The sequence below is a fragment of the Streptomyces sp. NBC_01017 genome (genome assembly GCF_045162795.1).
Classification (GTDB): domain Bacteria; phylum Actinomycetota; class Actinomycetes; order Streptomycetales; family Streptomycetaceae; genus Streptomyces; species Streptomyces machairae.
In genome coordinates, this window is sequence record NZ_CP108683.1 from 4,868,513 (window position 1) to 4,886,073 (window position 17,561).

Genomic DNA, 17,561 nt, shown 5'->3' on the forward strand with positions numbered 1-17,561 from the left:
GTTCAAGGAACCAGGACCAACCGGCCCCGCACCCCGCCCTCCGCCAGCCGGGCGTGCGCCTTGGCCGCGTCGTCCAGCGCGAAGGTCTCGGCCACCCGGAGGGTGAGCACCCCGTCGTCCACCAGCCGGACCAGTTCGGCGAGCTGCGCCCCGTCCGCGCTCACCTCGACCGCTCCGGTCCGCACGCCGCGCACGGACCCGGGCTGGATGCCCGGAATGACGCCGATGTAGGCGCCCCCGTCCCGCACCCACGCAAGCGCCGTCTCGCCGAGGATCGCGGCGTCCAGCACGGCGTCGAAGCTCCCCGCGTCGACGGCACCCGCCGTGAAACGGGTGGCCCCGAAGGACCGTACGAGTTCCTCGTCGGCCTCGCGGGCCAGTGCGGTCACGGATATCCCCCGGTGAGCGGCGAGTTGCACGGCGTATCCGCCGACCGCGCCCGCCGCGCCCGTCACCAGCAGCGAGTGATCCGGCGCCAACTCCAGCCGGTCCAGGGCCTGCGCGGCGGTCAGGGCGTTCAGCGGCAGCGTCGCCGCGTGGACGGCGTCGGCCGTCGCCGGGGCCTTGGCGACGGCGTCCGCGGGGACGACGACGTACTCGGCATGCGTACCGAGCGGCTTGAGCATGCCGTGGTGCAGCGCCACCACCTCGTCCCCGACATTCCAGGAAGCGGCCGGCGCCACCGCGTCCACCGTCCCGGCCACGTCCCAGCCGAGCCCGACATCAGCGCCGGCACCCCCGAAGACACCGGCCGCCAACCCCGCGTCGACCGGGTTCAGCGCGGCAGCCGCGACCTTGATCCGCACCTGCCCCGCACCCGGCTCGGGCACGTCCCGCTCCAAGACCTCCACGGCGTCCGGTCCGCCGAACGTCCTCACCACAGCAGCACGCATGGCAACTCTCCTGATATGTGCAATCAGTGCATGTCGGGGAGGGTTTCCCCGCTGTTGCAACAACCCTAGGAAGAGTTACTATCCATTCGTAAGTAGTTACCTGGGAGTGCGTACGTACCCGCGAGGTGAGCCATGCCGACCATGACAGCGGCCCAGCGGCGCGAAGAGGCCCGTATCGCCTACGACGCGTTCCTCAGGAGCTGCCCCACCAACCAGCTCCTGGACCGCCTCAGCGACAAGTGGGTCAGCCTCGTCGTCGCCGCCCTCTCCGCGGGCCCGATGCGCTACAGCGACCTCGGCCGCAAGATCGCCGGCGTCAGCCCCAAGATGCTGACCCAGACCCTGCGCTCACTGGAGCGGGACGGCCTCCTCACGCGCACCGTCACCCCGTCGGTCCCCGTCCGGGTCGACTACGAGCTCACGCCGCTCGGACACGGCCTGGCCCTGCTGCTGACCGCGGTGAAGGACTGGGCGGAGACCCACTTCGACGAGGTCCGCCAGGCACGCGAGCGCTACGACGGCGAGACCCCGGACGACTAGGACGGGACTGAAGCGTCAGAAGTGGTAAGAGTCCCCCGTGTCCAGCACCAGCACCCGCTGCTGGTCGTTCCCGCGGTCCGTGCCCGCCGCGCCACCGGTGCGCACGGTGTCGAACTCCACCAGCACCTCCGACGGCGCGCCCCGCAGCCGTACCCGCAGACCGACCGGCTCCCCCACCCCGTCCGCGTCCAGCGCCCCGACCCGGCACATCACGATCCGCTCCCCCGCCCGCGCACACCTCTCGGGCAGCGCCTGCCGGTCCGCCAGCGCCTCGGACAAGCGCAGCCGTACCAGCGCCGTCGCCTCCGGCACGGCACCCGTCCCGAGCCGGTACGGCGTGAACCGTACGGCGACCCGACCGCCGGACATGGCGGCGGAGCCGTGAAAGGCGAGATCCGCCGCCGGCGCGCTCACCGCCCCGGCGGCCGGGGCCACGGCCATCCCGCCGACCGCCGTCATCACGGCCGCACCGCACACCGCAGCAACCCTCATCCGCCGCATCCGCCCACTCCTCACTCCAGCGTGGTCGTACGGATGTATCCCACGCGGAGCGCGTCGCAGGCGCCGTCCAACAGGTGACGTGCGCCGCCCGGAACCGCTGAACGGACACGCTGCGGCCCCATGGCAAGCTGCCCGCATGCTCATCCTGCGTTCCGCGGCCCTGTTCGTCGTCGCCGCCCTCTTCGAGATCGGCGGCGCCTGGCTGGTCTGGCAGGGCGTGCGCGAACACCGCGGCTCGCTGTGGATCGGCGCGGGCGTGATGGCCCTCGGCGCCTACGGCTTCATCGCCACACTCCAGCCCGACGCCGAGTTCGGCCGCATCCTCGCCGCGTACGGCGGTGTCTTCGTCGCCGGTTCACTGGCCTGGGGCATGGTCGCCGACGGCTATCGCCCGGACCGCTGGGACGTCACGGGCGCACTGATCTGCCTCGCGGGCATGGCGGTGATCATGTACGCGCCGCGAGGCGACTGACCGACGCGCTCAGGCCGGCGGCAGCAGCCCCAACTGCCCGAGGAACTCCATCTCGTCGAAGTAGAGCCGGTAGTCGACGATGTGTCCGCTGTCGTCGACGGTGGCGAAGTCGACCCCGCGGATCCTGATCTCCTTCTGCGTCGCGGGCAGCGTCTCTCCCGTGGGCAGCTGGATCGGCCCCGTGTTCCGGCCGGTGAAGACGCCCTCGTCGATGGCCGTGTTGCCGACCTCGTAGGAGTGCACCGACTCGTACCGCCCGTCGGGAATCATCTCCGCCATCTGACGCCAGTACGCGGTGATGTCGTCACGCCCGTGCAGTTCTCCGCCATCGGGGGTGACGGCGACCGCGTCCTGTGCGTACAGCTCGGCTATGCCCTTGGGGTCCGCCGTGGTGATCGCTGCGGTGAGCCGATCCATGACGTCACGTGCCTGTCCCATGCTCCACCTCCTGCTCGGGGGATCACCCGTCTCATTGTCCCACCGCTCCGCGCGCCTATCCTGGCCGGACAGTCCCTGGACTCGACCGAGCAAGAGGAGCAGCCATGCCCGCCGCAGCCCCGTCCACCGCCTCCCGCATCGCCGTCGTCACCGGTGCGAGCAGCGGAATCGGCGCCGCCACGGCACGGCAGCTGGCCGCGGCGGGCTACCGCGTGGTCCTCACCGCCCGCCGCAAGGACCGCATCGAGGCGCTGGCCGAGGAGATCAACGCGGCCGGCCACTCGGCCGCGGCCTACCAGCTGGACGTGACCGACCGCGCCGCGGTCGACGAGTTCGCCCTGGCCTTCAAGACGATCGGCGTCCTGGTGAACAACGCCGGCGGTGCACTGGGCGCCGACCCGGTGGCCACCGGCGACCCGGCCGACTGGCGCACGATGTACGAGACGAACGTCCTCGGCACCCTGAACCTCACCCAGGCCCTGCTCCCGAAGCTGGAGGCGAGCGGCGACGGCACGGTGGTCGTCGTCTCCTCCACCGCCGGCCACGGCACCTACGAGGGCGGCGGGGGCTACGTCGCCGCCAAGCACGGCGCCCACGTCCTCGCCGAGACCCTGCGCCTGGAGATCGTCGGCCGCCCGGTCCGCGTCATCGAGGTCGCGCCCGGCATGGTCAAGACGGACGAGTTCGCCCTGACCCGCTTCTCCGGCGACACCGACAAGGCGTCGAAGGTCTACCAGGGCGTGGCCGCCCCGCTGACGGCCGACGACGTCGCCGACACCATCACCTGGGCCATCACCCGCCCCAGCCACGTCAACATCGACCTCCTGGTGGTCCGGCCCCGCGCCCAGGCGTCCAACACGAAGGTCCACAGGGAGCTGTAGTGCCGGAGGACGGACGCAAGGACCCACACGACGAACGCCAGATGTGGTGGTGGCTCGGCTACTTCCTGTTCGGCATCCACATCGTGGCGTTCGTCATGATCTACGCGGTGACGCACGCACCGAAGTAGGGTCACGCAGCGTGGACAGACACATACGTTTCGAAGCGCTGCACAACTTCCGCGACCTGGGCGGCTACCCGACGACCGACGGCCACCGCGTCCGCGCCGGCCGCCTCTACCGCGCGGACTCCCTCGGCAAGTTGAGCGAGGGCACCGCGGACTGGACCCGCTTCCGCGCCCTGGGCATCGGCACGGTCATCGACCTGCGCTACCCCTGGGAGATCGAGAACAGCGGCCGTATCCCGGACCACCCGTCGTTCACGTACCACAACCTCAGCATCGAGCACCGCCCGTACAACCAGGCGGCCTTGACGCCCGACGTGGACCCCGGCCCGTATCTGGCCGAGCGCTACATGGGGGTGGCGCAGGACGGCACGAAGGAAATCCGCAGCGCGCTGGAACTGGTGGCGAAGGCAGCGGAGTCGAACACCCCGCTGGCCTTCCACTGCGCCTCGGGCAAGGACCGCACGGGCCTGCTGGCGGCGCTGATCCTGGGCCTGCTCGGGGTACCGGAGACCACGATCACCGAGGACTTCACCCTCACCGAACTGGCCGCCCCCGCCCTCCTGGCCGACTGGAAGGCCCGCAACAACGGCCGCACCCCGACCTGGCCGGGCTTCGGCCGGGCCCCCGAGGCGGTCATGCGCCTGTTCCTGGCAGAGCTGGCGGGCCGTTACGGCTCCATCGAGGGCTACGTCTCCGAGGCGCTGTCCCTGGACCCACAGCCGTTGAGCGAGACGCTCCGGGCCGCACTGCTGGAGCGGTGACGCTCCCCCGGCATGAGCGAGGCCCCCGGTTCACACCGGGGGCCTGCCTCGTTCAGCCCTTCACGCAGACGACCTGCTTCAGCTTCGCCACGACCTCGACCAGGTCCCGCTGCTGATCGATGACCTGCTCGATCGGCTTGTACGCACCCGGGATCTCGTCCACGACGCCGGAGTCCTTACGGCACTCCACACCCCGCGTCTGCTCCTCCAGGTCCTTCGTCGAGAACCGCCGCTTCGCCGCGTTACGGCTCATGCGCCGGCCCGCGCCGTGCGAGGCGGAGTTGAAGGACATCGGGTTCCCGAGGCCCTTGACGATGTACGAACCCGTGCCCATCGAGCCCGGGATGATCCCGAACTCGCCGGAGCCGGCCCGGATCGCGCCCTTGCGGGTCACGAGCAGGTCCATGCCGTCGTAGCGCTCCTCGGCGACGTAGTTGTGGTGCGCGCTGATCTCGGCCTCGAAGGTCGGCTTCGCCTTCTTGAACTCCTTGCGGACCACGTCCTTCAGGAGCGCCATCATGATCGTGCGGTTGTACTTGGCGTACTCCTGCGCCCAGAACAGGTCGTTCCGGTACGCCGCCATCTGCGGAGTGTCCGCCACGAAGACGGCGAGGTCGCGGTCGACCAGGCCCTGGTTGTGCGGGAGCTTCTGGGCCACGCCGATGTGGAACTCGGCCAGTTCCTTGCCGATGTTCCGGGAACCGGAGTGCAGCATCAGCCAGACAGAACCGTCCGTATCCGTGCAAACCTCAACAAAGTGGTTACCGCCGCCCAGGGTGCCCATCTGCTTGCCGGCCCGCTCCTGACGGAACTTGACCGCATCCGCGATCCCGTCGAACCGCCCCCAGAAGTCGTCCCACCCGGCCGTACCGAAGCCGTGCAGCCGCCCGGGGTCGACGAGATCGTCGTGCATCCCGCGCCCCACCGGAATCGCCTGCTCGATCTTCGACCGCAGCCGCGACAGGTCCCCCGGCAGGTCATTGGCCGTCAGCGACGTCTTGACGGCGGACATCCCGCAGCCGATGTCCACTCCCACCGCAGCAGGACACACGGCCCCCCGCATCGCGATGACGGACCCGACCGTCGCCCCCTTCCCGTAATGCACGTCCGGCATCACGGCGAGGCCCTTGATCCACGGCAGGGTCGCGACGTTGCGCAGCTGCTGCAGCGCCACGTCCTCGACCGTCGCCGGGTCGGTCCACATACGGATGGGAACCTTCGCGCCCGGCATCTCCACGTACGACATAACGCCCTCAATCCCCCGGAAAACAAATACAAGTCTGAAATCGCAAAACCGGCACCAAGGTCGACGAAAGGGACAGCGGACCGGCGCCCACGGCAGTGCGTGCGATACACATTGTCTCCAGTGGGCGCCCCCGTGCGGCAAGCGAATAACCAGCGGGGACACTGAAAGACCGGCAACGGACCGACCACGAAGCCACCGTCGAGAGGAGCCTGACCGTGCAGCGGAAGGCCTACGTATCCGGCGTCGCCGCCCTCCTCGCGGCGCTGCTGGCCGGCTGCACCGGCAGCTCCGACGACGGCGGCACGACCGACGGCTCCAACCCCGGCGACTCCGGCACGGCGACCGCCGCGGCCGAGCCCGGCCGCTACGACACGCTCCCCGAACCGTGCGGCGTGGTCGGCGAGGACACGCTCGACTCGCTCCTGCCGGGCGTCCGGCAGATCACGGACGAGGACCAGCGCGAGAAGGCGTACGAGGGCGCCCCGACGCTCACCTACGACACCGACCGCAAGGTCGGCTGCCGTTGGAAGGTCGAGTCGAGCGACGCCACGGACCATCTCTTCGTCGACTTCGAGCGTGTGGTGTCGTACGACACGTCGGTCAGCGACGACAGCGAGGCGGAGCAGCTCTTCGCGGCCCTGCTGGAGGCGGCCGACCTCCCCGAGCCGACGAGCACCAAGTCCGGCAGTACCGCGACCGGCGAGGGCACCGCCTCCGCCGATCCGAGCGACTCGTCCGCCCCCTCGTCCCCGGCCTCACCGTCGGCGTCCGCGTCCTCCTCGCCCTCCGCCTCGGCCTCCACCTCCCCGTCCGCCTCGGCCTCGACCTCGGCCGACCTCCAGCCCCGTGTGCTCGACGACCTCGGCGACGAGGCCTTCCTCGACGACAAGCTCAGCAGCTCCGGTTCGACGGCCCAGCAGCGCAAGGTGACTGTGGCGTTCCGCACGTCCAACGTGATCGTGACGATCGAGTACGAGGAGCAGCCGGCCACCGTCGGCACGGTCCCGGACAGCGAGGAAATGCAGGACAGGGCCCAGAAACTGGCGGCACAACTGGCCGACGAACTGGCGGAGTAGCGCCCCTCGCGCACCCTCTTGCGCCCGAGTGCGACGTAACCGAAACGAGACCACACACCTTCTTCACCGCGTACCGTGGCCCCTCGGACCCGATCCGACCGCAGGGACCACGAGTGTCAGTCATGAGTGAAGGAACCATGCAGCGAGTAGCAGAGCGAGAACAGCGTGACGGGCGTGAGCAGCGCGAGCAGCGGGGGCAGGGCCTTCACGGCCTGCAGCGTGCCCTTGTCTGCGCGGCCGTCGTGCCCGCGGTGCTGATCGCCGCGGGCTGCTCCTCGGACTCCGGTTCGGACGACAAGGCCGCCGGGGACACGAAGGCCTCGGCGTCGGCGTCCGAGTCCGCGAGCCCGTCGCCGACGGTGCAGGCGGCGGCGTACAAGGCGCTTCCGCAGGCGTGCAAGGCGCTGTCGAAGAAGACGCTGGAGGAACTCGCCCCCAAGGCCAAGTCCGGCAAGGAGGGCTCGTCGGACGATGCGTCGACGCGTGGCTCCTGCTCCTGGAGCAGCCTCGACAACAACGGCGTGAAGGGCTCGCAGTTCCGCTGGCTCAACGTCTCCCTGCTGCGCTTCGAGTCGGACGCCTCGCGCTCGGGCGACAAGCGGGCGCAGGAGTACTACGAGACGCAGGCCAAGGACGCGAAGTCGGTGTCGGGTGCGAGGAACGCCAAGTCGGAGCCGGTCGCCGGGGTGGGCGATCAGGCGACGGCGGTGCGCTACGACCTGAAGAAGAAGGAGGGCTCCTTCCGGCAGGAGACGATCGTGGCCCGGGTCGAGAACGTCGTCGTGACGCTCGACTACAACGGCGCCGGTCTGGCCGGTGAGAAGACCCCGAGCACGGAGTCCATGGACAAGCTCGCGCGCAAGGCCGCCAAGGAGGCGGTGGCCGCTGTGACGAAGGCGAACGGCAGCGGCGGCGGCACCGCGGGCACGCCGAGCAGCGCCCCGTCGAAGTCGACTTCGAAGGCTCCCTCGAAGTCGCCCTCCGGGAGCTCCTCGAAGGCGGCCGGCTCCCCGTCCAAGTCAGCGTCGAAGAAGAGCTGACCGTCACACCTGCCCCACCGCTGAGTCACAACTCGCAGCTCAGCCATGCCTGTTGCACGAGCCCGGCCCCCTGAAGGGACCGGGCTCGTGCCGTACCGGCAATCCGCACGCCGCACAGATGTGCCACCCTGTTGCGCGCAACAACATGCACTGGGAGGGGAGTACGAGTGGCCGCGCCACTGCAGCTGACTCGGACGCACCGCATTCTCATCGGTGTGGTCGTGTTCGGCGCCGTCATCATCGCCGGCATCGGCTTCGCCGGTTCGTACGCGGCCGTCCGCGAGCTGGCCATCCAGAAGGGCTTCGGGAACTTCAGTTATGTCTTCCCGATAGGCATCGACGCAGGCATCTGCGTCCTGCTCGCCCTCGACCTTCTCCTGACGTGGATCCGCATACCGTTCCCGCTCCTGCGCCAGACGGCGTGGCTGCTGACGGCGGCGACGATCGCCTTCAACGGCGCGGCGGCCTGGCCGGACCCGCTGGGCGTCGGCATGCACGGCGTGATCCCGATCCTGTTCGTGGTCTCGGTGGAAGCGGCCCGCCACGCGATCGGGCGCATAGCGGACATCACGGCCGACAAGCACATGGAGGGCGTCCGCCTCACCCGCTGGCTCCTCTCCCCCGTCCCGACGTTCCTGCTGTGGCGCCGCATGAAGCTGTGGGAGCTGCGTTCCTACGAGCAGGTCATCAAGCTGGAGCAGGAGCGGCTGGTGTACCAGGCCCGTCTGCGCTCCCGCTTCGGCCGGGCATGGCGGCGCAAGGCGCCGGTGGAGTCCTTGATGCCGCTGCGTCTGGCGCGGTACGGGGTTCCGCTGGCGCAGACGGCTCCGGCGGGGCTGGCCGCGGCGGGCATCGAGCCGGCGCTGCTGCCGCCGGCGCCGAAGCAGGCCCTGGACGCCGCTGCGTCGCCCGCCGACATGGCCGGTACGACGCCGGGCAACGCTTCCGACCCTCGCGCGGCCACGGCGCCGCCGGTCCCCCGGCAGACGGCACCCGCCGGCGAGCAGCGCCCCGAGCTGGCCGGCCCCGAGCCGGTCCGCCCGCCCGGAGCCGAGCAGCCGGAGTACGTGCAGGACTGGTTCAACACCCCCCGGAACGTCGAGTACCAGGGCGGCTACGACGCCCAGTACTACCCCCAGGGCCACTACGAGGAGTGGTACGAGGAACAGCTCCAGGCGGAGCAGTACCAGGACCAGTACCAGCAGGAACCGCCCGTCCAGGAGCCCTCCCCCGAGGACACCGGCACCTTCCCGATCCCCGTGACCGGCAACCGCACCCGCCAGCTCGGCGAGGGCGGCGGTCCTCCGGAGCCCGCGGAGCCGAACGACGACGACTACTACCAGATCTTCCGTCAGTCGATCGACGGCAGTTACCCCACGCCCCGTGTCCTGGGCGACAACATCCAGGCGACATACGGCACGTCGCTGAGCCCCAGCGCGCTGAAGACCCTCACGGAACGCTTCCAGAAGCGCCATTCGGCGGAGCTGGAAGAGGACCACATCGCCTGACTCTGAGCACAGAATCTTGAGCTCAAAAAAAGGGGGCCCTCCGCCGAGGGCCCCCTTTCCCGTATCGCCTACTCCCCGAGCAGGGCCCGCACCCGCTCCTGCCCCACCGCAAGCAGCAGCGTGGGCAGCCGCGGCCCCGTGTCCCGCCCGACCAGCAGGTGGTACAGCAGCGCGAAGAACGACCGCTGGGCGGTCTTGATCTCGGCCGGCAGCTCCTTGGGCGTCGCGTCCGCGGAGAACCCGGCCTGCACCTTGGGCACGCCGTAGACGAGGTGGGTCAGCCCGTCCAGCGACCAGTGCGATTCCAGTCCGTCGAGGAGCAGCCGCAGCGACTGCCGGGACGCCTCGTCGAGGGACTTCAGCAGCTCGACGTCGGGCTCGTCGCGCACGATGGTCCGCTGGTCGGCGGGCACCTGCGTGTTGATCCAGGCCTCGGCCTTGTCGTACCGGGGACGCGCCTCGTCGAGCGAGCCCAGCGGGTTCTCCGGGTCCAGCTCGGAGAGAATCCGCAGCGCCTGGTCCTGGTGCCCGGCGGTGATGTCGGCGACGGACGCGAGCGTCCGGTACGGCAGCGGGCACTGCGTACGCGGCAGCTCACCGGCTGCCGTGCGCACGGCACGCGAGTGCGCGGCGACGTCGGCGGGCAGCGCGGACCCGTCCGCGACCTTCCCGTCGAGCTTGTCCCACTCGTCGTAGAGCCGCTGGATCTCCTGGTCGAAGGCGATCTTGAAGGACTGGTTGGGCCTGCGGCGGGCGTACAGCCAGCGCAGCAGCTGCGGCTCCATGATCTTCAGCGCGTCGGACGGGGTGGGCACCCCACCGCGCGAGGAGGACATCTTCGCCATGCCGCTGATGCCGACGAAGGCGTACATCGGACCGATCGGCCGCTTGCCGCCGAAGATCCCGACGATCTGGCCGCCCACCTGGAAGCTCGACCCCGGCGACGAGTGGTCGACACCGCTCGGCTCGAACACGACGCCCTCGTACGCCCACCGCATGGGCCAGTCGACCTTCCAGACCAGCTTGCCGCGGTTGAACTCGTTGAGCCGGACGGTCTCGGAGAACCCGCACTCGTTGCAGGTGTACGTCAGCTCGGTGGTGTCGTCGACGTACGAGGTGACGGTGGTGAAGTCCTTCTCGCAGTTGCCGCAGTAGGGCTTGTACGGGAAGTACCCGGCGGAGCCGGAGCTGCCGTCGTCCTCGCCGGCCGCGCCGGAGCCCTCGGCGGCCTCCAGCTCGGCCTCGTCGACCGGCTTCTGCGACTTCTTGGCGCCGCCCTTGGGCTTGGTGCGGTACTGCGCGAGGACGGCGTCGATGTCGCCGCGGTGCTTCATGGCGTGCAGGATCTGCTCGCGGTACACCCCGGAGGTGTACTGCGCGGTCTGGCTGATCCCGTCGAACTCCACGCCCAGCTCGGCGAGCGCCTCGACCATCGCCGCCTTGAAGTGCTCGGCCCAGTTCGGGTACGCCGAGCCCTTCGGCGCCGGGACGGAGGTCAGCGGCTTGCCGATGTGCGCGGCCCAGGTCTCGTCGACCCCGGCGACACCGGCCGGCACCTTGCGGTAGCGGTCGTAGTCGTCCCAGGAGATCAGATGCCGGACCTGGTGCCCGCGCCGCCGGACCTCGTCGGCGACGAGGTGCGGGGTCATGACCTCGCGGAGGTTGCCGAGGTGGATGGGTCCGGAGGGGGAGAGTCCCGACGCGACGACGACCGGTTTGCCCGGGGCCCGACGCTCCGACTCCTCGATGACCTCATCCGCGAAACGGGAGACCCAGTCGGTGGTCTCGGTGCTCTGAGCCACGATCGGCACGTCCTTCTTTCTCCAGGGCAGCCGTACGGTCAACGGCTGGCGCCCTCATTGTCCCAGCAAGGACGGCAACAACGAAAACGCCTTTGCACGACCGCCCCGACAGGCGGCGCAGCCGCCTCTGGGGGCGCGGGGAACTGCGCGACAAGCCCCCACCGGCCCGCAGCCGCGAAATCCGCTTTACCCCCCATGGGATACTGAGCACGTCTACCAAACCCACGAGGAGAACGGCTCCCACCCCATGGCCTCGGTCACGCCCCTCAGCGCTTCCGTCGAACAGCAGCTCACGTCCGCCCTCTCGGCCACCCTGCCGGAGGCGACCGACGTCGACCCGCTGCTGCGACGTAGCGACCGGGCCGACTTCCAGGCGAACGGCATTCTCGCCCTCGCCAAGAAGGCCAAGGCCAACCCCAGAGAGCTGGCCACCCAGGTCGTCGGCAACATCACCACCGGTGACGTGGTCAAGGATGTCGAAGTCTCCGGCCCCGGCTTCCTCAACATCACCGTCTCCGACAAGGCGATCACGGAGAACCTCGCGGCACGCTACGCGGACTCCGAACGCCTCGGCGTCCCCCGCAAGGACACCCCCGGCATCACCGTCGTCGACTACGCCCAGCCGAACGTCGCCAAGGAAATGCACGTCGGCCACCTCCGCTCCGCGGTGATCGGCGCCGCCCTGCGCGGCATGCTCGACTTCACCGGCGAGAAGACGATCGGCCGGCACCACATCGGCGACTGGGGCACCCAGTTCGGCATGCTCATCCAGTACCTGTTCGAGAACCCCGGCGAGCTGGCCCCCGCGGCCGACGTCGACGGCGAGCAGGCGATGAGCAACCTGAACCGGGTGTACAAGGCGTCACGCGCGGTCTTCGACTCGGACGAGGAGTTCAAGGAGCGGGCCCGCAAGCGGGTCGTCGCCCTGCAGTCCGGCGACAAGGAAACGCTGGAGCTGTGGCAGCAGTTCGTGGACGAGTCGAAGGTCTACTTCTACTCGGTCTTCGAGAAGCTGGACATGGAGATCCGCGACGACGAGATCGTCGGCGAGTCCGCGTACAACGAGGGCATGCCCGAGACCGCCCGCCTCCTGGAGGAGATGGGTGTCGCGGTGCGCTCCGAGGGCGCGCTCGTGGTGTTCTTCGACGAGATCCGCGGCAAGGACGACCAGCCGGTCCCGCTGATCGTGCAGAAGGCCGACGGCGGCTTCGGCTACGCGGCCTCCGACCTGACCGCGATCCGCAACCGTGTCGCCGACCTGCACGCGACGTCGCTGCTCTACGTCGTGGACGTACGCCAGTCCCTGCACTTCAAGATGGTCTTCGAGACGGCCCGGCGGGCCGGCTGGCTGAGCGACGGCGTCACCGCCCACAACATGGGCTACGGCACGGTGCTGGGCGCGGACGGCAAGCCGTTCAAGACGCGTGAGGGCGAGACCGTACGCCTTGAGGACCTGCTGGACGAGGCGGTGCAGCGGGCCGCGGAGGTCGTACGGGAGAAGGCACAGGACCTCACCGAGGACGAGATCCAGGAGCGGGCCGCACAGGTCGGCATCGGCGCCGTGAAGTACGCGGACCTGTCGACGTCGCCGAACCGGGACTACAAGTTCGACCTGGACCAGATGGTCTCGCTGAACGGCGACACGTCCGTCTACCTCCAGTACGCGTACGCCCGTATCCAGTCGATCCTGCGCAAGGCGGGCGAGACCCGGCCGGCCGCGCACCCGGAGCTGGAACTGCACGCGGCGGAGCGGGCGCTCGGCCTGCACCTGGACGCGTTCGGTGACACGGTCTTCGAGGCGGCCGCGGAGTACGCCCCGCACAAGCTGGCCGCGTACCTGTACCAGCTGGCGTCGCTGTTCACGTCGTTCTACGACAAGTGCCCGGTGATCAAGCCGGAGCCGCCGAAGGACGTGGCGGAGAACCGTCTGCTCCTGTGCGACGTGACGGCCCGGACGCTGCACCAGGGCATGGCCCTGCTGGGCATCCGGACGCCTGAGCGCCTCTGAGCGTCCGAGGACACGCGCGCGGCCCGTCGTCTCCCCGAGGGAGAGGACGGGCCGCTGTCTTGGTACGGAACGGCAGTGCGCCTAGCTGTGCACCTAACGGCTGTTGGCGAAGTTCTTGAACGCGGCCTTGGTGCCCGAGCCGGCGATCCCGTCGATCGCGCCGGTGTAGCCGTAGTGCTGGAGCAGCCGCTGCAGCGCCTTGATGGTGCCCGATCCGACGATGCCGTCGATCGCGCCGGTGTAGCCCCAGTACTCCTTGAGGCAGCGCTGGAACGCCTTCCAGCTGTTGGTGCCGAGCTGCCCGTCGATCGCGCCGGTGTAGCCCCAGTACTGCTTCAGCCAGCCTTGGACCTTCTTGGCCTCGGCGGCGCTCAGGCCGAGGTTGTTCACCGCGAGGACGGAGACCTCGGAGCTCACGGCCGGCTGTGTGTCCGGTGCCGCGAAGCTGGTGCCCGCGGTGGCGAGGCTTCCGGCGGCAAGGCCGATCACGGCGCTGACGCTGACGAGGGTCCTCGTCCAGACATTCGGTCGCATGCGTTTCCCTCTCGCTCTGTCTCGGGTGGCGGCCCCTGCCGCCGGGCTGGCGAAACGAGCGTGCGGGGCGGGCGGCCAGGCCTGCCACAGTTGCCGCCGAAGTGACGTCACCGCGGGACGTCCCACTCGCTGACCTGCGGAAACTTGTCGCGGCGTGACGTCACGGCGGGACGCCCGTGGCGAGCGGTTGGCCGATTTCGTACCGTTACGCGCACCATCTCCCGGTGCGGGCGGTGGATGCTGATGCAGAATGCGACGGGGCATGGGGGCCGCTGACCACGGACCGCGTGCCGGACCGTGAACGCGAATGGGGGGAACATGTCGCGTTGGGCAGTGCTGCCCGCGGAACTCGATCCGCGCGTACGGCAGTTGGTGGTGCGGTTGCGCCGGCTGAAGGACCACAGCGGGCTGAGCCTGCGGCAGCTGGCCGCGAGGACGGGGTACAGCCCGAAGTCATGGGAGCGGTATCTGGGCGGCCGTTCGTTGCCGCCGCCGCAGGCCGTCGAGGCGCTGGCCCGGATCGGGGGTGAGGATCCGACGCGGTGGCTGGCCCTGCGCGAGGTCGCGGCGGAGGCGTGGGGGAACAGACGCGGCGAGGCGCCCGCGGTGCACACGCCCGGCCCGGAAGCGGCGATGCCGGAAGCAACGAAGCCGGAGCCGGAGATCCTGACGGCCGGGTCTCAGACCGCGGCCGCGTCCCGGCCCGACGGGGCACGTTCGCCGACGCGTTCGCTGCGGGTCGCCCTGGTCGCGGGGACCGTGGCCCTGGTGCTGGCCGTCTCGTCGGCGGTCCTCCTCGCCGTACGGCTCCTCGGCGGCGCGGGAGAGACAGCGGCTCCCCTCGCCGCGTCCGCCGCGTCGGCACCGGCATCGTCCTCGCAGTCGGCGCCCGCTTACGCCTGCCGTGTCGAGCGGGTCGGCGGCCGCTGGTACGCGGGCATCAGCCCCACCCGGGGCGCCATCCTGGCGAACGGCCACGCGGGACCGGAGGTGGCCGAGGCGCAGTGTCTGCTGCGCCGGGCGGGCATCTCGCCGGGCGGCATCGACGGGATCTTCGGTCCGCTGACGGAGGCCGCGGTCCGGCGTGCGCAGCAGCGGGCGGGGCTGGTGGTGGACGGCATCATCGGCCCGCACACCTGGAAGGCCCTACGGCGATGACGACCCCGTCACCGGAACGGGCCCGACTGGCCTGCGCGCTCAGGGAGTTGAAGGTCCGCACCGGCCTGAGCCTGGTCGGCCTCGCGGCGAAGACGGCGTTCAGCAAGTCCTCCTGGGACCGCTACCTCAACGGCCGCACCCTGCCCCCGCGCGACGCGGTACAGGACCTGTGCCGTCTCGCGGGCGAGCCGGAGGGGCGCTGTCTGGCCCTGTGGGAGATCGCTGAGTCGGAGAGCAGCGGGCGGTCCCGGGAGGGCCCACGGTCTCCGTGTCCTCAGCAGGTCACGGGTGCCGGGACTCCCGCGGACGGACGTGCCGCCCACCGCAGTGCGACAGCCCTGGCGGTGCTCGCGTCGGTGTGTGCCGTGGTCCTCGGGGGCGTCGCGGCGGTGGCCCTGCTGCTGCCGCACCCGGAGGGGGAGCCGGGGTCGGCCCTGGCCCCGCCGCCGTCCGCGGCCTGGCCCCACTGCCAGGGGGCGGCCTGCGAGGGCAGGAGCCCGATGCACATGAAGTGCGCTGCGACTCCGGTCACCCTCGCCAGGCACCGCACCACCACCGGCGCCTGGCTGGAGCTGCGCTACAGCGAGGAGTGCGGGACGAGTTGGGCCCGGATGTGGGGGACGCGCGTGGGCGACCGGCTGGAGATGTCGGCGGCCGACCGCAGCGGCGCCGACGTCCCTGACGGTCCCGTCCGCAGCGCCGAGGTCCAGGACGCCATCGACGCGGACGCCTACATCTACACCCCGATGACCGCTGCTCGGCCCGGAACCGCGGTCCGCGCCTGCTTCCGACCGGCGGCGGGCGACGGGAAGGAGTGCTTCGACAGCCGAGTGGCCGGATGAGTCGCCGGATGAGTCGCCGGATGAGTTGTCAGTGCCGGCCTCTACAGTCACCGGCATGGCGACTCTTCCGAACCCGCTGCCGAAGCTCGCAACCGACCCGACGGGCGCCGCGCTCGGTCTCCAACTCCCGCCCGGCAGGCTCCTCGACGCGACCTGCGAGGACGAATCGCACGGGCCGCTGCTGTGGCTCGCCGACCAGCCGGCGGTGCCGGGCGCCTGGGCCGCGCTGGCCCCGGCCCGGCGGACCGCCGGCCTGCTGCCGGTCGTCCTGGACGCGGGCGGCCGCCATGGCGGCCCGCAGATGTGGGAGCTGACGCCCGAGGCGATGTCGTACCCGGGAGATCACGACGCCGACGAGGTGCTGGCGGACCTCTGGGACGAGTACGCGGCCGGGGAGACGGAAGAGGAGTGGCCCGGCCTGGCCGACGCACCCGCCTCCTCCGGCGCCGTCCCCGCCGACGACCCGGACTCGGTCGCCGTCGACATCGCGGACTCCCTGCTGGACAGCGGCGGCCTGTTGGAGGACCCCCGCCTCGCCCTCGTCCCGGCCCGTCGCAGCGCGGACGTTCCGGCGGCGATCGGCTGGACGGGCCCGGTGAACCACGAGGGCGACACCGCTCGCCTCTGCGCGGTGCTCCGCTCCTGGGAGGACCGCTTCGGCATACGGGTCGTGGCGCTCGGCTTCGACCACCTGCTCGTCTCCGTCGCGTTTCCGCCGACCACCGAGGCCGAGGCGGAGGCCGTCGCCGCCGAGCACTTCGCGTTCTGCCCGGACAACATCCTGCAGAGCGGCGACAGCACCGTGCACGCGTACGCCGAGAAGCGGCTCCTCAACCAGCCGGCCTGGCACTTCTGGTGGGACTGACCGCCCCGCCCTTCCCGGTCACTCCGGCAGCAGCCGCATCCCGTCCGGCACCTCGATGCCGAACTCCTCGTCCAGCAACCGCCGCGCCTGCTCCTCCTGCGTCACCTCCCGCTCGACGACCGCCCCGTCCACCGGCGTCCGCGTGAGCAGCCGGCCGCTGAGCAGGAGGTGACGTTCGGCGGTGACGCTCTGGACGTAGACACGCTGGGTGAAGGGCGAGCGCGGATTGGTGCCGATGTGCCAGTTGATGACCTCGAAGTCGGGCTTCTCGAACGGCTCCAGAGTGAACGCGTACTGATCCGCCCAGTCGCCCTTCGCCCGGTCGTGGGCCTGGAGCACCCACAGCTCCAGCGGCCCGTGGTACGGGGCGTGGACGAGCCGGTGCCGGCGTTCCGCGTCCCGGAACTCGACACCGGCCGTCAGCGGCACCGGCTCCAGCAGCGCGCCGATCGCGCCGAAGCCGACGTCCGCGAGATACGGCTGCGGGTCGCCGGGCACCTCGACGAGCAGCGCCATATGCGTGCGCGGGCGGCTCTCGACACGGTCCGCTCCCACCACGACGCGCGCGGCCAGCCGGGTCACGCCGAAGCCCAGTGCCTCCAGCGCGCACGCGAGCAGCGTGTTGTGCTCGTAGCAGTAGCCGCCGCGCCGGCTGTGGACCAGCTTGGCCATCAGGTCGGCGGGGTCGAGGGAGGGCGCCGTGAGCCGCAGGGCGTCCAGGTTCTCGAAGGGGATGCCCCTCATGTGCGCGAGATGCACGCCCCGGAGCGTCGCCACGTCGGCCCGCCGCTCGCCCTCCCGACCGATCCGCCGGAGATACGCGTCGAGGTCGAACCCCGCCGCCTGAACCGTCTGCGCTGTGTCGGCCATG

At 70.6% G+C, this 17,561-nt stretch carries 19 protein-coding genes; 12 read left to right on the forward strand and 7 right to left on the reverse strand.

From position 1 onward, the window contains the following. Positions 1–2: 2 nt before the first annotated feature. Positions 3–893, reverse strand: a complete 891-nt coding sequence (locus OG331_RS22045; protein WP_406198831.1) for an NADP-dependent oxidoreductase — start codon at positions 891–893, stop codon at positions 3–5. A gap of 132 nt (positions 894–1,025) precedes the next feature. Between OG331_RS22045 and OG331_RS22050 the strand changes: the two genes are divergently transcribed. Further along, positions 1,026–1,433, forward strand: coding sequence for a winged helix-turn-helix transcriptional regulator (locus OG331_RS22050; protein WP_406198833.1), 408 nt, complete (start codon positions 1,026–1,028; stop codon positions 1,431–1,433). Positions 1,434–1,448: 15 nt separating this feature from the next. Here OG331_RS22050 and OG331_RS22055 read toward each other — a convergent pair whose 3' ends face one another. Beyond that, the gene (locus tag OG331_RS22055) at positions 1,449–1,934 is read right to left on the reverse strand and encodes a hypothetical protein (protein WP_406198836.1); all 486 of its coding nucleotides are present in this window, start codon (positions 1,932–1,934) and stop codon (positions 1,449–1,451) included. A 136-nt stretch (positions 1,935–2,070) separates the two neighbouring features. Here OG331_RS22055 and OG331_RS22060 point away from each other — a divergent pair, with 136 nt between their 5' ends. After that, on the forward strand, positions 2,071–2,406 hold the full coding sequence (locus OG331_RS22060) for a YnfA family protein (RefSeq protein WP_406198839.1): 336 nt from the start codon (positions 2,071–2,073) through the stop codon (positions 2,404–2,406). Positions 2,407–2,415: 9 nt separating this feature from the next. On the opposite strand, the gene OG331_RS22065 is transcribed toward OG331_RS22060, so the two are convergent. Further along, positions 2,416–2,844, reverse strand: coding sequence for a nuclear transport factor 2 family protein (locus OG331_RS22065; protein ID WP_328880069.1), 429 nt, complete (start codon positions 2,842–2,844; stop codon positions 2,416–2,418). Positions 2,845–2,948: 104 nt separating this feature from the next. Here OG331_RS22065 and OG331_RS22070 point away from each other — a divergent pair, with 104 nt between their 5' ends. The 3 genes from OG331_RS22070 to OG331_RS22080 are packed head-to-tail and all read left to right on the forward strand — an operon-like array spanning position 2,949 to position 4,611. Then, positions 2,949–3,725 carry an SDR family NAD(P)-dependent oxidoreductase gene (locus tag OG331_RS22070; RefSeq protein WP_406198842.1) on the forward strand — a complete coding sequence of 259 codons (777 nt, stop codon included), beginning with the start codon at positions 2,949–2,951 and terminating at the stop codon, positions 3,723–3,725. Next, positions 3,725–3,853 carry a hypothetical protein gene (locus OG331_RS22075; RefSeq protein WP_363047912.1) on the forward strand — a complete coding sequence of 43 codons (129 nt, stop codon included), beginning with the start codon at positions 3,725–3,727 and terminating at the stop codon, positions 3,851–3,853. Before OG331_RS22070 ends, OG331_RS22075 begins: the two co-directional genes overlap by 1 nt. Before the next feature lie 11 nt (positions 3,854–3,864). Next, positions 3,865–4,611: a tyrosine-protein phosphatase gene (locus OG331_RS22080; protein ID WP_406198845.1), complete on the forward strand. Its 747-nt coding sequence runs from the start codon at positions 3,865–3,867 to the stop codon at positions 4,609–4,611. A 52-nt stretch (positions 4,612–4,663) separates the two neighbouring features. Here the strand turns inward: OG331_RS22080 and OG331_RS22085 are convergent, their stop codons facing one another. Beyond that, positions 4,664–5,857: an RtcB family protein gene (locus OG331_RS22085; protein ID WP_406198847.1), complete on the reverse strand. Its 1,194-nt coding sequence runs from the start codon at positions 5,855–5,857 to the stop codon at positions 4,664–4,666. 215 nt (positions 5,858–6,072) lie between these two features. On the opposite strand from OG331_RS22085, the gene OG331_RS22090 reads away from it, so the two are divergent. The 3 genes from OG331_RS22090 (at position 6,073) to OG331_RS22100 (ending at position 9,481) form a co-directional block, all read left to right on the forward strand. Beyond that, on the forward strand, positions 6,073–6,933 hold the full coding sequence (locus tag OG331_RS22090) for a DUF3558 domain-containing protein (RefSeq protein ID WP_406198849.1): 861 nt from the start codon (positions 6,073–6,075) through the stop codon (positions 6,931–6,933). 137 nt (positions 6,934–7,070) lie between these two features. Continuing rightward, a complete protein-coding gene (locus OG331_RS22095) occupies positions 7,071–7,973 on the forward strand; it encodes a DUF3558 family protein (protein ID WP_406198851.1) in 903 nt (300 codons plus the stop codon). Between the two features lie 167 nt (positions 7,974–8,140). Continuing rightward, a complete protein-coding gene (locus tag OG331_RS22100) occupies positions 8,141–9,481 on the forward strand; it encodes a DUF2637 domain-containing protein (protein ID WP_406198854.1) in 1,341 nt (446 codons plus the stop codon). Positions 9,482–9,549: 68 nt separating this feature from the next. Here the strand turns inward: OG331_RS22100 and lysS are convergent, their stop codons facing one another. Continuing rightward, on the reverse strand, positions 9,550–11,292 hold the full coding sequence (gene lysS, locus OG331_RS22105; protein WP_406210191.1) for a lysine--tRNA ligase: 1,743 nt from the start codon (positions 11,290–11,292) through the stop codon (positions 9,550–9,552). Between the two features lie 238 nt (positions 11,293–11,530). On the opposite strand from lysS, the gene argS reads away from it, so the two are divergent. Continuing rightward, a complete protein-coding gene (argS, locus tag OG331_RS22110) occupies positions 11,531–13,291 on the forward strand; it encodes an arginine--tRNA ligase (RefSeq protein ID WP_406198856.1) in 1,761 nt (586 codons plus the stop codon). 93 nt (positions 13,292–13,384) lie between these two features. On the opposite strand, the gene OG331_RS22115 is transcribed toward argS, so the two are convergent. After that, positions 13,385–13,825: a peptidoglycan-binding domain-containing protein gene (locus tag OG331_RS22115; protein ID WP_328880078.1), complete on the reverse strand. Its 441-nt coding sequence runs from the start codon at positions 13,823–13,825 to the stop codon at positions 13,385–13,387. Positions 13,826–14,143: 318 nt separating this feature from the next. On the opposite strand from OG331_RS22115, the gene OG331_RS22120 reads away from it, so the two are divergent. From OG331_RS22120 to OG331_RS22130, 3 genes are read left to right on the forward strand one after another with little or no spacing between them, the layout of a single operon-like run. Then, a complete protein-coding gene (locus OG331_RS22120; protein WP_406198859.1) occupies positions 14,144–14,983 on the forward strand; it encodes a peptidoglycan-binding protein in 840 nt (279 codons plus the stop codon). Next, entirely contained in the window at positions 14,980–15,825 is an 846-nt protein-coding gene (locus OG331_RS22125) for a DUF2690 domain-containing protein (protein WP_406198861.1), read from the forward strand. The genes OG331_RS22120 and OG331_RS22125 overlap by 4 nt, the downstream gene beginning before the upstream one ends. A gap of 55 nt (positions 15,826–15,880) precedes the next feature. Beyond that, a complete protein-coding gene (locus tag OG331_RS22130) occupies positions 15,881–16,690 on the forward strand; it encodes a DUF4253 domain-containing protein (RefSeq protein WP_406198863.1) in 810 nt (269 codons plus the stop codon). 18 nt (positions 16,691–16,708) lie between these two features. On the opposite strand, the gene OG331_RS22135 is transcribed toward OG331_RS22130, so the two are convergent. Continuing rightward, on the reverse strand, positions 16,709–17,560 hold the full coding sequence (locus tag OG331_RS22135; protein WP_406198866.1) for an arylamine N-acetyltransferase: 852 nt from the start codon (positions 17,558–17,560) through the stop codon (positions 16,709–16,711). Position 17,561: the final 1 nt, after the last annotated feature.

Bases quoted from the DNA above. Each gene is read 5' to 3' on its own strand.
- OG331_RS22070 (WP_406198842.1), top strand. From the start codon at position 2,949: ATGCCCGCCGCAGCCCCGTCCACCGCCTCCCGCATCGCCGTCGTCACC.
- OG331_RS22125 (WP_406198861.1), top strand. From the start codon at position 14,980: ATGACGACCCCGTCACCGGAACGGGCCCGACTGGCCTGCGCGCTCAGG.
- OG331_RS22085 (WP_406198847.1), bottom strand. From the start codon at position 5,857: ATGTCGTACGTGGAGATGCCGGGCGCGAAGGTTCCCATCCGTATGTGG.
- OG331_RS22055 (WP_406198836.1), bottom strand. From the start codon at position 1,934: ATGCGGCGGATGAGGGTTGCTGCGGTGTGCGGTGCGGCCGTGATGACG.
- argS (WP_406198856.1), top strand. From the start codon at position 11,531: ATGGCCTCGGTCACGCCCCTCAGCGCTTCCGTCGAACAGCAGCTCACG.
- OG331_RS22060 (WP_406198839.1), top strand. From the start codon at position 2,071: ATGCTCATCCTGCGTTCCGCGGCCCTGTTCGTCGTCGCCGCCCTCTTC.
- OG331_RS22050 (WP_406198833.1), top strand. From the start codon at position 1,026: ATGCCGACCATGACAGCGGCCCAGCGGCGCGAAGAGGCCCGTATCGCC.
- OG331_RS22135 (WP_406198866.1), bottom strand. From the start codon at position 17,560: ATGGCCGACACAGCGCAGACGGTTCAGGCGGCGGGGTTCGACCTCGAC.
- OG331_RS22115 (WP_328880078.1), bottom strand. From the start codon at position 13,825: ATGCGACCGAATGTCTGGACGAGGACCCTCGTCAGCGTCAGCGCCGTG.
- OG331_RS22095 (WP_406198851.1), top strand. From the start codon at position 7,071: ATGCAGCGAGTAGCAGAGCGAGAACAGCGTGACGGGCGTGAGCAGCGC.
- OG331_RS22045 (WP_406198831.1), bottom strand. From the start codon at position 893: ATGCGTGCTGCTGTGGTGAGGACGTTCGGCGGACCGGACGCCGTGGAG.
- OG331_RS22130 (WP_406198863.1), top strand. From the start codon at position 15,881: ATGGCGACTCTTCCGAACCCGCTGCCGAAGCTCGCAACCGACCCGACG.
- OG331_RS22120 (WP_406198859.1), top strand. From the start codon at position 14,144: ATGTCGCGTTGGGCAGTGCTGCCCGCGGAACTCGATCCGCGCGTACGG.
- OG331_RS22065 (WP_328880069.1), bottom strand. From the start codon at position 2,844: ATGGGACAGGCACGTGACGTCATGGATCGGCTCACCGCAGCGATCACC.